The following is a 13,683-nucleotide window of genomic DNA, read 5'->3' on the forward strand; positions in this document are numbered from 1 at the left end:
AACACCGGCGGCGGCGATGCGAATCGCAGAAAGGAGATAGCAATGCCGACGGCACGAGAAATCATGACCAGCGGCGTCGAATGCGTCGACACGGACCAGACCGCGGCGGACGCCGCGCGGCTGATGGCGCGGCACCGCGTGGGTGCCGTGCCGATCTGCGGTCCGGACAACAAGCTCAAAGGAGTCGTCACGGACCGCGACATCGCCGTCAAGGTGGTCGGCCAAGGCAGGGACGCCGGAACCTTCCCGGCCGGCAACCTCAATCAGGCGGAAGCGGTCACGATCGGCGCCGACGACTCCGCCGACGAAGTGCTGGCGACCATGACCCGGCACCAGGTACGGCGACTCCCGGTGATCGACAACGACCGGCTCGTGGGGATGATCAGCATCGCGGATGTCGCCCGCGCGTTGCCGCAGGACGCCACCGGCGAACTGGTCGCAGCGCTCTCCGCCGAGTGAGCGTTCACGGCTGATCTCGGTCTCACCGCCGCCGAGGCCCCACTCGCGGGCCTCGGCGGCCTACGGGAAGCGGCCCGTGTCCAGGAAGCGATGCAGGGCGGCGAGGTGCGGTTCCAGGTCGAAACCCTGCTCGGCGAGCCAGCCGTCGTCGTAGTAGGTGTTCGCGTAGCGCTCGCCCCCGTCGCAGAGCAGTGTCACCACGCTGCCGCGTTCCCCCGCGGCGAGCATGCGCGCGATGACCGTGAACGCGCCGTGGAGGTTGGTCCCGGTGGAACCGCCCGCCCAGTGCCCGGTGCGTTCCCGCAGGAACCGGATCGCCGCCATCGACGCCGCGTCGGGCACGCGGATCATGTCGTCGATGATCTCCGGCACGAACGACGGCTCCACCCGCGGTCGCCCGATGCCCTCGATGCGGGACGGCATGCCGGTGGCGTAGTCGCGGGCACCGGTCTCCCAGGCTCCGTAGAACGCCGAGTTCTCCGGGTCGACGACCGCGATGCGGGTGTCGTAGCGGCGGTAACGCGCGTAACGGCCGAACGTGGCGCTCGTCCCGCCCGTGCCCGCGCCGACGACGATCCACGCGGGCACCGGGTGCCGCTCCAGCTCCAACTGGGCGAACACGGATTCGGCGATGTTGTTGTTGCCCCGCCAGTCGGTGGCCCGCTCGGCGTAGGTGAACTGGTCCAGGTAGTGCCCGCCGCATTCGGAGGCGAGCCGTTCGGCCTCGCTGTACATCGCGACAGGGACGTCGACGAAGTGACACCGCCCGCCGTAGAACTCGATGAGGTCGATCTTCTCCTGGCTGGTCTTGCGGGGAACGACGGTGACGAAGTCGAGTCCGAGCATGCGCGCGAAGTACGCCTCGGACACGGCGGTGGATCCGCTGGAGGCTTCGATCAGCGTCGTATCCGGGCCGATCTGCCCGTTGACGAGCCCGTACAGCACGAGCGAACGGGCGAGGCGGTGTTTGAGCGAGCCTGTCGGGTGGACGGATTCGTCCTTGAGGTACAGGTCGATGCCCCACTCGGGCGGCAGCGGGAAGACGTGTAGGTGCGTGTCGGCGGAGCGATTGGCGTCGGCCTCGATGATGCGGACCGCCTCGCGCACCCACTCCCGATGCGCCGGTGCCGCGGTCACTCGCGGGTCCTCTCGCCTGCCGGATCCTCGCCTGCCGGACCCTCGTCGGGTCCGTCCTGCTGGGCGCCGTCCTGAGAGGTCTCACCCTGAGAGGCCGCCCTGTCGTGAGAGGCGTCGTCCTGGGAGGCGTCGTTCTCGGAGGCCTCGTTCTCGGAGACGCTGCCCCGCGAAGCGCCGTCCGCTGTGGCCTCACCGGCGGAGCCGGCTGCGTCGGCGTGGTCGGCTGCGTCACCGTTCCCGCCGCGGGCTTCGGCGTCGGCGGCGTCCTCGGTGTCGGCGTCCTCGTCTGCGGTCACGGCGGAGTCGTCGGCCGGTGCCGGTGCGACGCGCTCGCCGCGCAGCTCGGCGCGCAGCCGGGCGCGTTCCCTGGCGCGGTGCTTGTTCCGATCGGCGAGCCCGGCCGTCACGCGGGCGTTCAGGCCACGAAACAGCAGCATGCCGAGCGGCAGGCCGACGACCAGGGCAACGAGTACCGACACCAGCAGCGGCACCCCGACGACGGTGAGCAACGCGGCGATCGCGGCGACGAGCACGAACCGTGCGAGCAGGTACAGCGTCAGGTCGCGGCCCAGCCGTGACGGGGCCGAGGCGGCCGAGGATGCTGGTGCGTTCACGTTTTACGAGGTTACGCCGTCGTCGTCGGCGTCGAGTAAACGGTTGTTGGGCCTGCCCTCGAAGCGGGTGGACAGCACGACGGTGGTGCGGGTCCGCGCGACACCGTCGATCCTGCGGAGCCTGCCGAGGGTGTGTTCCAGCTCGTCGACGGTCTCCACACGCACCTTGACGACGAACGCCTCGTCACCGGCCACGGCGTAGCAGCTCTCCACCTCGGCGAGGCCGACCAGTTCGTCGGCGATCTCGTCGTTGGAGCCGGTGTCGGTGGGCTGGATGCCGACGAGAGCGGTCACGCCGAGTCCGACGGAGCGCGGGTCCACCGTCGCGTGGTAGCCGGTGATGACACCCGCGGCCTCGAGTTTGCCGACCCGCTCGTGCACCGACGACGGCGACAGTCCCACGGCCCTGCCGATGTCGGCGTACGTCGCCCTGCCGTTGTCCCGGAGGGCGGCGATGATCTTGCGGTCGAGACGGTCCACGCGGCCACGTTAAAGCCCACCTCACACGAGGCACCCCTCCGGGTTCGACCCGGCAACACCACGACCTGGGAAAATGTCCGAACCGGCCCGTTTGTCCATTACCTCCTCTTTACTCGGCAAACACCGTTCGAGTACCCGAAGGGCGGAGTGCAACGATTGCGGAACAGTCCTGCATCTGGACAGACATCAACGGTGGTTCAAAGGAGGCGGATTCGTGACCGCAACCACAGGAGGACGGCTGCTCACCCCGGGTGAGGTCGCTGCGTTGTTCCGCGTGGACCCGAAGACGGTGACGCGCTGGGCCACGGCGGGCCGGATCGGTTCCATTCGCACCCCGGGCGGACACCGCAGGTTCCGGGAGGCCGAGGTCAACGAGCTGCTCGCGGAGCTGACCACCGACCCCGACGGACCACAGAACTCCTGAGGTTCTCCTCGCCGGGAACGCGCCCGCCGTGTCCGGACCGCCCGTTGCGGACCGGCTACTGCCGCGGACACGTTAGGCTGGTGGTAGTCAGCCCATGGGAAGGAGCGGGCATGTTGTATTTGCTCGCGGTGGTCGGCGCCATCACGATCTCCGTCGTGGTGTGGCGATTGCTGAGCCAGGAGCGCGTCGGCGCAGGAACCCGGCCGAACCGCGCCAACCCGGTCGCGCCGGACGACGACCCGGAATTCCTGCGAAAGCTCGGCGAACAGAAGCCGAAACGCCCCGACCCCCAGCGCCCCGACGAGGACGACACCAAGTAGCTGCAAGCGCGTCGGCCGCGGTCACTGTTCATTCGGACAGGGCCGCGGCCGACGTCGTTGTCGGCATCCGGCACCGCGGGAGGCCGCGGTCTTCACCGCGCCACGGGTGCCGCCACCCCGCGCGGCGCTGACGGCTCAGTGGGCCATGCGGTCCATGGTGAACCCGTCAGCGACGGTGGCCGCCAGTTCCAGCAGCGCCGTACGGGTGGCCTTGTCCAGTCGCTCCAGATCGATCTCGGCGCCCTCTTCGAGGTGCGGGTCGAACGGCACCTTGACCACCCCGCGCGTGCGGGCCGAGAAGTGCGCCGTGAGCTTGTCGAGATCGACCGATCCGGACTTCGGGCGCACCGAGTTGATCACCGTGATCGAGCGCTGCACCAGCTCGCCGTAGCCGTGCGCGTCGAGCCAGTCGAGCGTCGCGGACGCACTGCGGGCACCGTCCACCGAACCCGACGACACGATCACCAGCGAATCGGCGAGGTCGAGCACACCCTTCATCGCCGAGTGCATCAGTCCGGTGCCGCAGTCGGTGAGCACGATGTTGTAGAAGTGCTCGAGCAGGTCGACGGCCCTGCGGTAGTCGTTCTCGGAGAATGCCTCCGACACGGCCGGATCCTGCTCACTGGCGAGGATCTCGAGCCTGCTGCCGCCCTGTGAGGTGTACGCCCGCACGTCGCTGTACCGCGTGATGCGGTCGGCGTCCCGCAGCAGATGACGCACGGTCGCGGTCGTCTCGATCGGGATCTTCTGCGACAGGGTGCCGCGGTCGGGGTTGGCATCCACTGCGATCACCCGGTCGCCGCGCAACGACGCGAACGTCGATCCGAGTGTCGTCGTGGTCGTCGTCTTGCCGACACCGCCCTTGAGGCTGAGGATGCCGATCTTGTAGCAGCCGCGCAGCGGCTGCTGGACCCGCGCGGTCAGATCCCGCTCGGCACGGTCCGCCGGGCCTTCGCCCGGGTTGACGAGCTTGCCCGTGCCGACGTACAGCGCCTTGCGCCAGCCGGACCGCGGCGGCCGCTTGGTCTGCCTGACCAGGCTGTTGCCCGCCAGGTCGGCGGGACCGCCCTGTGCGGAACGCTGCGGCTGCGGCAACGGCGGCAGCCCCTGCTCCCCCGGCTGCCCCTGTGGCACGGCCTGCGGGTGCTGCCCTTGCTGTGCCTGCTGCCCTTGCTGTGCCTGCTGCGGGTGCTGGGCTTGCATCGGCTGCTGCGGCGGGGCCTGCTGGGGCTGGCCCTGTTGCGGCTGCACCGGCCTGCCGAACTGGCCCTGCTGTCCTTCGAAGTACCGCTGCGCGTAGGACTCCCGCGGCGCCTCCGGCGGCTGCGCGTACTGCGGCGGCTCGTACTGCGGCTGCTCCGGTTGCGCATGCTCGGGGCGAGCATGGTCGTAGTGCGGCTGCCCCTGAACCGCCTGCTGCGGTGCCTGCGGAGCCTGCTGTGGCGGGCGGCCGTGCGGCGCGTCGTGCTGGGCGAACTGGGAGTATTGCGCGTACTGGTGATACGCCGCTGCGTGCGCCTGCTGACCGTCACCGGCGGTCTGGTCCGGGGTCAGCGGCGGCAGGTTCGGATCGTACGGCTGCTGGGCCGGGTAGTGCACCGCGGGCTGGGCCTCCTCGGCCGACGGCATCTGACCGCCCTGCGGAGCCTGCGCCTGCTGACCCGGCGGCGGGCTGACGCGCTGCGTCACCTCGGGGCTGTCCGGCGCACTCATCGGATCCATGGGCGCCGGATCCATGGACGCCGGATCCATTGGCGCCGCGGTGGAATCGGTGGCATCACCCGCCACATCCGCGGCGTCGCGGATGTGGTGCGCCCCATGAGGCTTCTGCGGTTCCTGCCCGTTGGGGTCGTTCGCTGCGGTCACCGCTTCAATCCTTCGCATGGTCGTCGTACCAGGTGCGACGCTACCCGGCACTCGACGGTTCCGTCAGCCAACTCCCGCGTACGAGTGGAGCCCGGTGGTCACGAGATTGACGAAGAACAGGTTGAAAACCGTCACTGCGAAACCGATCACATTGATGACCGCGGCACGGTTCCCACGCCAGCCGGCCGTCGCGCGGGAATGCAGATAGGCGGCGTAGACGATCCATGCGATGAACGCGACCGTCTCCTTCGGATCCCAGCCCCAGAACCGGCCCCACGCCGCTTCGGCCCAGACCGCGCCGCACAGCACGCCGAAGGTGAAGATCGGGAACGCGAACACCGTCGTCCGGTACGCGATGCGGTCGAGCACGTCCTTGGCGGGCAGTTTCGCCGCGAACTTCGCGAACTTTTCCGGGTTGCTCTCGTTCCGCGCCTTGACCAGGTAGAAGATGCTCGCGACGCCGGGCACGAGGAACACGCCCGAGGACGCCGCGGCGGCCGCCACGTGGATGATCAGCCAGTACGACTGGAGCGCGGGCTGCAGCGGCGCGGCGACGGCGTAGAGCCACGTGCCGCCGATGAACATCAGGATCACGTTCGGCAGCAGAACGAACATCGACAGGTGCCGCACCGGGTGCTTACGCAGCAGCACCAGCCACGCCGCGACGGCGACGAAGCACGTGATCATCACGTACTCGTACATGTTGCCCCAGGGCACACGGTTCGTCGCGAGCCCGCGAAGCACGAGCGCCGAGGCGTGCAGCAGCAGCCCCAGCACGGTGAGCGCGACGCCCATGCGGCCGAACCGCTCCGCCCGCGTCGGTGCCGCGCCCGTGTTGTCGGTTCCGGAGGTCGTGTTGTCGCTTCCGGAAGCCGTGTAGCTGTTCCCGGCACCGGCGCCGACGAGTTCACGGCTGCGCGTGCGCTCGGCGGCCTGCTTGCCGCGTCGGCCGAAGGACTGCTCGACGAGGAAGAACACCATCGCCAGGATGTAGATGACGACGGATGTGGTGTACGACCAGTCGCTGTACTGCGACAACGTCTCGTTTACCGGCATCTCCAGGCCCTTCTACTTCCGGCCGAGGAGTTCTGCCGCGATGCGCGTGAACTCCTCGCCGTACCCGGCTTGATCGGTGCGGGCGAGCCCGCCCACTTCTACTACGGTACGTCGTTCATTAGTGCCGGTCCCACCCGCCGCTGCGTCGTCGGCCTCGGTACCGGCCGCGGTGTCACCAGCGGCGTCCTCCACCGCGGTGTCACCAGCGGTGTCCGCCACGGCGGTGTCATCCGCGGGGACTCCGCGTGCCTGCGTGCCGGCCGGGTCGTCGTCACCGCCCACGGGAGTGGCGCGCACCCACAGCCTGCGCCGCTTGATGAACAGCGACGCCCCGAGCCCGGCGAACATCACCACCGCCGACGCCAGCACCCAGTTCTGCAACGGGTCGTGCGAAACCTGCAGCGACACGAACCGCTCGACGCCGTCGAACCGCACCGTCGTGCCGTCGTCGAGGGCGAGCGACTGGCCGACCTCGAGGTTCTCGCGTGCGACGCGTTCAAGCCTGCCCGCGTCCACCATCGACTGGTCGACCTCGAAGATCGACTGCCCACGTCCCGAATCGACGCCCAGGTCGCCCCGCATGATGTCCACCGCGACCGTCGGGTCCGTCAGTTGTGGCCCCGCCGACGAGAGGATCTTGCCGTGCATCGACGGTGTCGGCGCGAACAGGCCCGTCACCGCGAGCTGCCGTTCCCGGCGTTCGGCCGGGTCCGTGATGCCCGGCTCCTCGAACTTCGTCGCACCCTCGGACAGGAGCGTGGTCTCGTCGACCGGCCGCCACTGGATGGTCTGCGTCCGGCTCTGCCCGTCGGGGAACGTCACCGTGAACGTCGGCGCATAGCCGTGGCCGAGGAGGTACAACCGGTCGCCCGCGGTGCGCAGCGGCTCGTTGACGGCCAGGTCGTACGGCTGCCAGTCACCCTCGGCGAGATCGTCGCCCGACTGGAAGTCGATGCCGGCGTTGTAGGCCACGGGCTGACCACGCTCGAACTCGGCGTGGAAGTCGTTGACCCGCACGCAGAACGGGTTCAGCTGGGTGCCGTCGACCTGCAGCCCCGGTTCGAACGAGTCGAAGTTGTAGATACCGGCGTTGCAGAACTCCGAACCGTCGGCCAGGACGATGACCTGGCCCTCGTACGAGTACAGCGCCCCGCCCGCGAACGAGATGATCACGCCGAGCATGCCGAAGTGGAACAGCAGGTTGCCGGTTTCGCGCAGGTAGCCGCGTTCTGCGCTGATGCTGCGGGCGCCGCCCGCCTCCTCGCGTTCGGTCAGCCGCCACCCGCGCAGGCGCTTGCGCGCGGCGGCCATCACGGCGTCGACGTCGTCGGTGGTCTCGGCGCGGTCGTGGTGCGGCAGCCTGCGCAGGTTGCGCGGCGTCAGCACCGGCTTGGAGCGCATGCTGCGGATGTAGTCCGACGTCCGGGGCACGAGACACCCGATGATCGACACCATCAGCAGCAGGTAGATCGCCGAGAACCAGACACTGGAGTAGACGTCGAACATCTGCAGGCCGTCGAGCAGACTGCCCCACCAGCCGTGCTCGGCGAGGTAGCCGTTGACGTTGCGCTCGTTGACCGACCGCTGCGGCAGCAGCGCACCCGGCAGCGCGGCGACGGCCAGCAGGAACAGCAGGATCAGCGCGGTGCGCATCGACGTCAGGCCGCGCCAGGTGTTGCGGACGAACGCCCACGCCTTGCGCAGCGGTGTCGCGCGGTAGGAGGGCGTGGGGTCGTCGGCCTTGTCGGTCCGCTGGGGCGGCGCTGGGGTCACAGGGGCAACCTCGTGTCGGTGATGAAGGCGTCCCGCAGCCACGACGTGAGCTCCATCCACAGCCCCGTGACCAGCATGATCCCCACGACGAGCAGCAGGGCGCCGCCGAACAGCTGCACGCGCCTGCCGTTGCGGCGCAGCCACGCCGTCGCGGAGACGGCCCACTTCGTGCCCGCGGAGATGAGCAGGAACGGCAGGCCGAGGCCGATGCAGTACACGAGCACCAGCACGAAGCCGCGCGCGCCGGTGCTGCCGCTGGCCGCGGAGATCGCGAGCACTCCCGACAGCGTCGGCCCGATGCACGGGGTCCAGCCGAGGCCGAACACGGCGCCCAGCACAGGCGCGCCCCACAGGCCCGCGCGCGGGACGTGGTGCGAACGCACCTCCCGCTGCAGTCCGGGCACCAAGCCGAGGAACACGAACGCCATGAAGATCGTGATCACACCGCCGACGCGCTGCAGCGTCTCGGCGTTCACGAGGAGCGCGTCGGCGAGCCAGACGAGGCCGCCGACACCGGCGGTGAACACCACGGTGAAGCCGAGCACGAACAAGGCGGTCGCCCCGACGACGGGACGTTTGCCGCGTTTCGGTGTGTCGGCGGCTTCCTCGGCGTCGACGGCAGGGGCGTCGGAGCCGACCAGTGCGGCGAGGTAGGCGAGGTAGCCCGGGACGAGCGGCACCACGCACGGTGAGGCGAACGAGATCGTGCCCGCGAGCAGGGCCACGGCTGCGGCCAGCAGCAGCGGCCCTGACATCGCCAGCTCGGTCGCGTTCACGACACCCAGACTAGGGAATGGGGTCGGTGTTAAATCGCCGCCCCCTGTCTCCACCTGCGAGAATGCGGCGCCCGTCACTATCGCCGACCCGGGGCCACGCGATCCGGCCCCCACCGGGATCAGCGAACGGTGGACGCACCGCACCGTGGGAGCACGGTCGCCCGCCGTTGGCGGGCGGTGGCCGGAAAGCCGGGCGGGCACAACATGGCCCCCGGAATCGACAACGCGGTCCCCGGAATCCGCAACACGGCCCCTGTAACCGGCAACACGGTCCCCGGAGTCCGCAACACGGCGGCTGCCTACGAGCCGCGTTCCTCCGCCAGGTCGCGGACGACAGGGAGGATGTCGTCGGCGAGCAGGTCGCGCAGGTAGACCGCGGCGACGCGACCCTGCCTGTCGACGATGATCGTCGACGGGACGACGTTGCGCGGATATCCCGTCAGCCCGATCAGCGACCGCCCGGACGGGTCGTAGATCGACGGGTACGTCAGGCCTCGGTTACGCATGAAGTCCTGCGGCGCCGACCGGTCGAAGTCGCGCACGTCGATGCCGAGCACCCGCACGCCGTCGTCCTTGGTCTGTTCGTACACCTTCTGCAGTTCCGGCGCCTCGGTGCGGCACGGCCCGCACCACTGACCCCAGATGTTGATGACGAGCACCTTGCCGTGGAAGTCCTCGCTGGAGATCCGCTTGCTCTCGTCGAACAGATCCTCGCCGCTGATCTCCGGCATCTCCTGCCGGTCGGCGCCGGTGTAGGTGATGTCGGTCTTGCCGCCGGGGGCGACGAAGTTGAACGAGGCCGTGTCTGCTGCGGCACCGTCGCCCGTGCTGCAGCCGGTGAGGGCAAGGCCGCCGACCAGCACCGCGGCCGCCAGCCGCGTGCCGAGCGACCTGCGGTTGCTGCCGCCGCGCCCGCTCATGCGCCGGTCACCGTCGGGTCCGTCGCGCCTGCGGGTTCGCTGTAGACGATGTCCACGAGCTCCTCCTCACGGAACACGAGACTGGTCAGTGACGCCAGCGAGCACTGCCGGGCCCGCGGGTCGTGCCAGAGCCGTTTGCCTTCGAGGAACCGGCGCACGGTCCAGATCGGCAGCTGGTGCGACACGCACAGCACCTCGCCGCCCTCGGCTGCGGCCCGCGCCCGGTAGACGGCACCGAGCATGCGGCGCGCGATGTCGACGTACGGCTCACCCCACGACGGCACCACGGGATTGCGCAGCTTCGGCCAGTGCTTCGGGCTGCGCAACGCCCCGTCGCCCACGCTGACCCGCATGCCTTCGAACACGTTGTCCGCCTCGATGAGGCGTTCGTCGGTGACGACGTCGAGCCGGTGGCCGCCCGCGATCGGTGCGGCCGTCTCCTGCGCGCGCTGCAGCGGCGAGGCCACGACCCGCACCAGGTTGTGGGGCTTCAGCGCCTGCGCGACGGTCACCGCCTGCTGCCTGCCCCGCTCGGACAGCCCGTAACCGGACAACCTGCCGTAGAGGATGCCCTCGGGGTTGTGAACCTCACCGTGCCGCAGCAGGTGGACGACCGTGCTGGTCATACCCGCTCCGGCGGGGTCGCCGATGCGGCGGCGCGGGCCGCTGCGGGTGCGGCCGCCTCGATGACCTCGAAGGCCGCGTCGTCCATCGCGGAGTTGACGAACCAGGCCTCGAACGCGCTCGGCGGGCCGTAGACCCCCGCCTCGAGGAAGGCGTGGAACATCGGGCCGTAGCGCCACGTCTCGGTGGCGGCGACCTCGTCGAAGTTCGTCGGCTGCCGGTCGCCGAAGAAGACGGTCACGAGGTTGCCCGCCTGCGACACGGTGTGCGTGACGCCCTCGGCCGACAGGGCGTCGCCGAGGATCGAGGCGACCCGCCCCGCGTTGGTGTCGAGCTTCTCGTAGACGGACGCGTCGGCGTGCTGCAGCGTCGTCAGGCCCGCGGCCACCGCCACGGGGTTACCGGCGAGCGTGCCCGCCTGGTAGACGGGCCCGAGCGGCGCGAGCTTGGCCATCACGTCGGCGCGGCCACCGAACGCCGCCGCGGGGAGCCCACCTGACATGACCTTGCCGAACGTGTAGAGGTCGCCCGCGACGCCGTCGAGGCCGTACCAGCCCGCCGACGACACGCGGAAGCCCGTCATGACCTCGTCGATGATCAGCAGCGCGCCCTCCTCGTGGGCGATGTCGCGCAGCGCGGCGTTGAACCCTTCGACGGGCGGGACGGCACCCATGTTGCCCGCGGCGGCCTCGGTAATGACCGCGGCGATGTCGCCGGGATTCTCGGCGAACACCTTCCGCACGGCGTCGAGGTCGTTGTACGGCACGACGATCGTGTCGGCGGCCTGCGCACCGGTGACACCCGGCGACGTCGGCAGGCCCAGCGTGGCCACACCCGAGCCCGCCTGAGCGAGCAGCGCGTCGACGTGGCCGTGGTAGCAGCCCGCGAACTTGACGATCTTCGCGCGCCCGGTGAACGCGCGGGCCAGGCGGATCGAGCTCATCGTGGCCTCGGTGCCCGAGTTGACAAGGCGCACCTGCTCGACCGGCTCGACGCGGCGGATGATCTCTTCGGCGAGCTCGACCTCACCGGTGGTGGGCGTGCCGAACGACAGGCCGTGCGACGCGGCCTCGCGCACCGCCTCGACCACGGCGGGATGGGCGTGCCCGAGGATCATCGGCCCCCACGAGGACACGAGATCGACGTAGCGGTTGTCGTCGGCGTCCCACAGGTAGGGACCGTCGGCCTTCACCACGAATCGCGGGTCACCGCCGACGGATGCGAACGCGCGCACCGGGGAGTTGACGCCACCGGGGGTCGCCGCGGCGGCCCGCCGGAACCAGGACTGGGACTTCTCGACCGTGCTCTTGCCACCTGTCACGTCCGCCAGTCTCGCAAAACGGCCGCGGCCTGCGACGACTGCCTCCGGCGGGAGTGACCGCGGGCATGCTCCCGAGCGACCGGGCGGCTCGGTGTGCCTGCCGGTGGGACTCGGGCTTGGACCGCGGACGGGCTCCCGAACGGGCGCGTGTGGTGTTCAGTCTCGTGCGCGGGCCGCGCGCCCGGCACCGCCGCTTTCCGCACCGTCGCGGTCCCCTTCGGGACGGTCCGGGTCGGGAACGTCCGCATCGGGGTCCGGCTGCTTACGCTTCTTCGGCTTCTTGCCCTTGGCCGCGACGCCGAGCATCACCTGGCGGACGGCGTCGATCACCAGCACGGCCGCCAGCGCTCCGAGCGCGACGGCCAGCGCGATCCGGTCACCCTCGTAGACGCGTGAGGTCAGCGCACTGCCGTCGTCGAGGCGGACGGTGACCTCGCGGATCGCCGACCCCCACAGCGGGAAGGCACCCCACACGGCCACCGCGGCCACGACGAGTTCGACGACGGCGACGACGATCCGCCACGGCTGGTGCAGCCTGCCGCGGCCCGCTCCGGCCCTACGGCGGCCCCGTGGCCGGGGCGCGCGCGGCGCCGCGGACGCGGCCGGCCCGGCCGGCGCGGCGGAGTCGGTGGCGGTGCGATCCGCGGATTCAGTCACGGCGTGAGTTTCGCATGGCCGTCCGCAACGCTGCCGTGAACGTCTCCGAGTCCTGCGACCACGCCTGCACGTGCTTGCGGCCCACCAGCTTGAGTCCGACGGCCTCGTACCGGCGAGGCACGGTCTGGCCACCGCCGAGCACGCGGGTGCCCAGCTTGGGCTCGCGGGTGAGCACCGAGGCGATGTCCGCGATCGGCAGTGTCTCGGTGCCCTGCACCAACTCGGTGTCGGTGACCCGGACGCGCAGGAACTTGCGGCGAGCGAACACCCAGAGGCCGTTCAGCCACAGCAGACCGACGCCGGTGATGATCCACATCAACCAGTGCGGCGGCTGGCCGAGGATCAGCTCCGTGACGAACCCCAGCGCGGCCAACGCCGGACCGAGCCCGAGCCGCCACAGCGTCGCGCCCGGTTCTTGGTAGTGAACCGTGACCTCGTCAGGGACTGCAGCTGTGCCCTCGTCCTCGGCGCGTGTGTCCTCGGCGGCCGTGCCCTCGGCTACCGAGGACACGGTGTCGGAGTCATCGGTGCCCGAGTCATCGGTGTCGGAGTCCTCGGTGTCGGCGGTGTCGGCGGTGTCGGCGGTGTCGGCGGTGTCGGCGGACTCGTTGTCCCCGGCGCGTGTCCCCTTGGCGGCCGTGTCCTCGGCGCGTGTGTCCTCGGCGTCGTTGCCGGTCACGGGTTCTTGACCACCCTCGGGAAGTACGGGTCGACGCTGGGTAGGTACATCAGCGATGTGCCGCCGAGTGCGAGCAGCACCGCGCCGATCACCGTGTAACCACCACCGAGCAGCGAGAACAGCGCGATCACGACGACGAGCACGGTCACGACGGTGCGCGCGGAACGGGTGCCCTGCCGCGCCTTCCAGGCGAACAGCACGATCAGGCCGCCGACCGCGGCCGCCCCGACGACGAGTGCCCACAGCATCGATTCGACACCCGCAGCGATCTGGGCATTGGTGACGTTCTCGTCGGTGTTCTGCGAGATCAGTTCCTCGGTGAGCGCGTCCTTGTCGAGCAGCTGCAGCACGAAGGCCAGGACCAGCACCACCGCCGCGGCCACGATCAGGCCGAACCCGACGTTGACGGGCTTCGGCGGCTCGGGCAGCTCCCGGTCGGGATCGCCGGGCAGGTGCGGCGAGGGCGGCAGACCGCGTGCCCGCCGTTGGTCGTCGCTTTCGTCGGCTTCGCTCATGCCCCCAAAGAGTAGGGGCCGCGGAGCGGCGCACTGGGGGGCGGTGGCCGGGCGACGGGCGG

General features: G+C 70.2%; 16 protein-coding genes. 3 read left to right on the plus strand and 13 right to left on the minus strand.

The annotated features are described in order from the left end of the window. Window positions 1-42: 42 nt before the first annotated feature. On the plus strand, window positions 43-459 hold the full coding sequence (locus FB384_RS05930) for a CBS domain-containing protein (RefSeq protein WP_183779930.1): 417 nt from the start codon (window positions 43-45) through the stop codon (window positions 457-459). Window positions 460-519: 60 nt separating this feature from the next. On the opposite strand, the gene cds1 is transcribed toward FB384_RS05930, so the two are convergent. The 3 genes from cds1 to FB384_RS05945 are packed head-to-tail and all read right to left on the minus strand — an operon-like array spanning window position 520 to window position 2,690. Continuing rightward, on the minus strand, window positions 520-1,596 hold the full coding sequence (gene cds1 / locus FB384_RS05935) for an L-cysteine desulfhydrase Cds1 (protein ID WP_323985132.1): 1,077 nt from the start codon (window positions 1,594-1,596) through the stop codon (window positions 520-522). Further along, the gene (locus FB384_RS05940) at window positions 1,593-2,210 is read right to left on the minus strand and encodes a DUF4229 domain-containing protein (protein ID WP_183779933.1); all 618 of its coding nucleotides are present in this window, start codon (window positions 2,208-2,210) and stop codon (window positions 1,593-1,595) included. Before FB384_RS05940 ends, cds1 begins: the two co-directional genes overlap by 4 nt. Window positions 2,211-2,213: 3 nt before the next feature. After that, window positions 2,214-2,690, minus strand: coding sequence for an Lrp/AsnC family transcriptional regulator (locus FB384_RS05945; protein WP_183779936.1), 477 nt, complete (start codon window positions 2,688-2,690; stop codon window positions 2,214-2,216). Window positions 2,691-2,904: 214 nt separating this feature from the next. On the opposite strand from FB384_RS05945, the gene FB384_RS05950 reads away from it, so the two are divergent. Continuing rightward, window positions 2,905-3,114 carry a BldC family transcriptional regulator gene (locus tag FB384_RS05950; protein ID WP_183779939.1) on the plus strand — a complete coding sequence of 70 codons (210 nt, stop codon included), beginning with the start codon at window positions 2,905-2,907 and terminating at the stop codon, window positions 3,112-3,114. 110 nt (window positions 3,115-3,224) lie between these two features. Beyond that, the gene (locus tag FB384_RS05955) at window positions 3,225-3,434 is read left to right on the plus strand and encodes a hypothetical protein (RefSeq protein ID WP_183779942.1); all 210 of its coding nucleotides are present in this window, start codon (window positions 3,225-3,227) and stop codon (window positions 3,432-3,434) included. 135 nt (window positions 3,435-3,569) lie between these two features. On the opposite strand, the gene FB384_RS05960 is transcribed toward FB384_RS05955, so the two are convergent. The 10 genes from FB384_RS05960 to FB384_RS06005 all read right to left on the minus strand — a co-directional run bounded on the left by FB384_RS05960 (window position 3,570) and on the right by FB384_RS06005 (window position 13,621). Then, window positions 3,570-5,147: a MinD/ParA family ATP-binding protein gene (locus FB384_RS05960; protein WP_228726214.1), complete on the minus strand. Its 1,578-nt coding sequence runs from the start codon at window positions 5,145-5,147 to the stop codon at window positions 3,570-3,572. A 216-nt stretch (window positions 5,148-5,363) separates the two neighbouring features. Continuing rightward, a complete protein-coding gene (gene ccsB, locus FB384_RS05965; protein ID WP_183779945.1) occupies window positions 5,364-6,356 on the minus strand; it encodes a c-type cytochrome biogenesis protein CcsB in 993 nt (330 codons plus the stop codon). Window positions 6,357-6,368: 12 nt separating this feature from the next. Further along, the gene (gene resB / locus FB384_RS05970) at window positions 6,369-8,129 is read right to left on the minus strand and encodes a cytochrome c biogenesis protein ResB (protein WP_323985133.1); all 1,761 of its coding nucleotides are present in this window, start codon (window positions 8,127-8,129) and stop codon (window positions 6,369-6,371) included. Next, window positions 8,126-8,884 (minus strand): cytochrome c biogenesis CcdA family protein, encoded by a 759-nt coding sequence (locus tag FB384_RS05975; protein WP_183785039.1) that lies wholly within the window; start codon window positions 8,882-8,884, stop codon window positions 8,126-8,128. The genes resB and FB384_RS05975 overlap by 4 nt, the downstream gene beginning before the upstream one ends. A gap of 320 nt (window positions 8,885-9,204) precedes the next feature. After that, window positions 9,205-9,825 carry a TlpA disulfide reductase family protein gene (locus FB384_RS05980; protein ID WP_183779948.1) on the minus strand — a complete coding sequence of 207 codons (621 nt, stop codon included), beginning with the start codon at window positions 9,823-9,825 and terminating at the stop codon, window positions 9,205-9,207. After that, window positions 9,822-10,451: a histidine phosphatase family protein gene (locus FB384_RS05985; protein ID WP_183779951.1), complete on the minus strand. Its 630-nt coding sequence runs from the start codon at window positions 10,449-10,451 to the stop codon at window positions 9,822-9,824. Before FB384_RS05985 ends, FB384_RS05980 begins: the two co-directional genes overlap by 4 nt. Continuing rightward, a complete protein-coding gene (gene hemL / locus FB384_RS05990; RefSeq protein WP_183779954.1) occupies window positions 10,448-11,770 on the minus strand; it encodes a glutamate-1-semialdehyde 2,1-aminomutase in 1,323 nt (440 codons plus the stop codon). Before hemL ends, FB384_RS05985 begins: the two co-directional genes overlap by 4 nt. Before the next feature lie 156 nt (window positions 11,771-11,926). Then, window positions 11,927-12,427: a hypothetical protein gene (locus FB384_RS05995; RefSeq protein ID WP_183779957.1), complete on the minus strand. Its 501-nt coding sequence runs from the start codon at window positions 12,425-12,427 to the stop codon at window positions 11,927-11,929. Continuing rightward, window positions 12,420-13,106, minus strand: a complete 687-nt coding sequence (locus FB384_RS26745) for a hypothetical protein (RefSeq protein WP_228725969.1) — start codon at window positions 13,104-13,106, stop codon at window positions 12,420-12,422. Before FB384_RS26745 ends, FB384_RS05995 begins: the two co-directional genes overlap by 8 nt. Then, a complete protein-coding gene (locus tag FB384_RS06005) occupies window positions 13,103-13,621 on the minus strand; it encodes a hypothetical protein (protein ID WP_183779960.1) in 519 nt (172 codons plus the stop codon). Before FB384_RS06005 ends, FB384_RS26745 begins: the two co-directional genes overlap by 4 nt. Window positions 13,622-13,683 lie beyond the last annotated feature (62 nt).

This window comes from Prauserella sediminis (assembly GCF_014195435.1).
Taxonomy (GTDB): domain Bacteria; phylum Actinomycetota; class Actinomycetes; order Mycobacteriales; family Pseudonocardiaceae; genus Prauserella; species Prauserella salsuginis.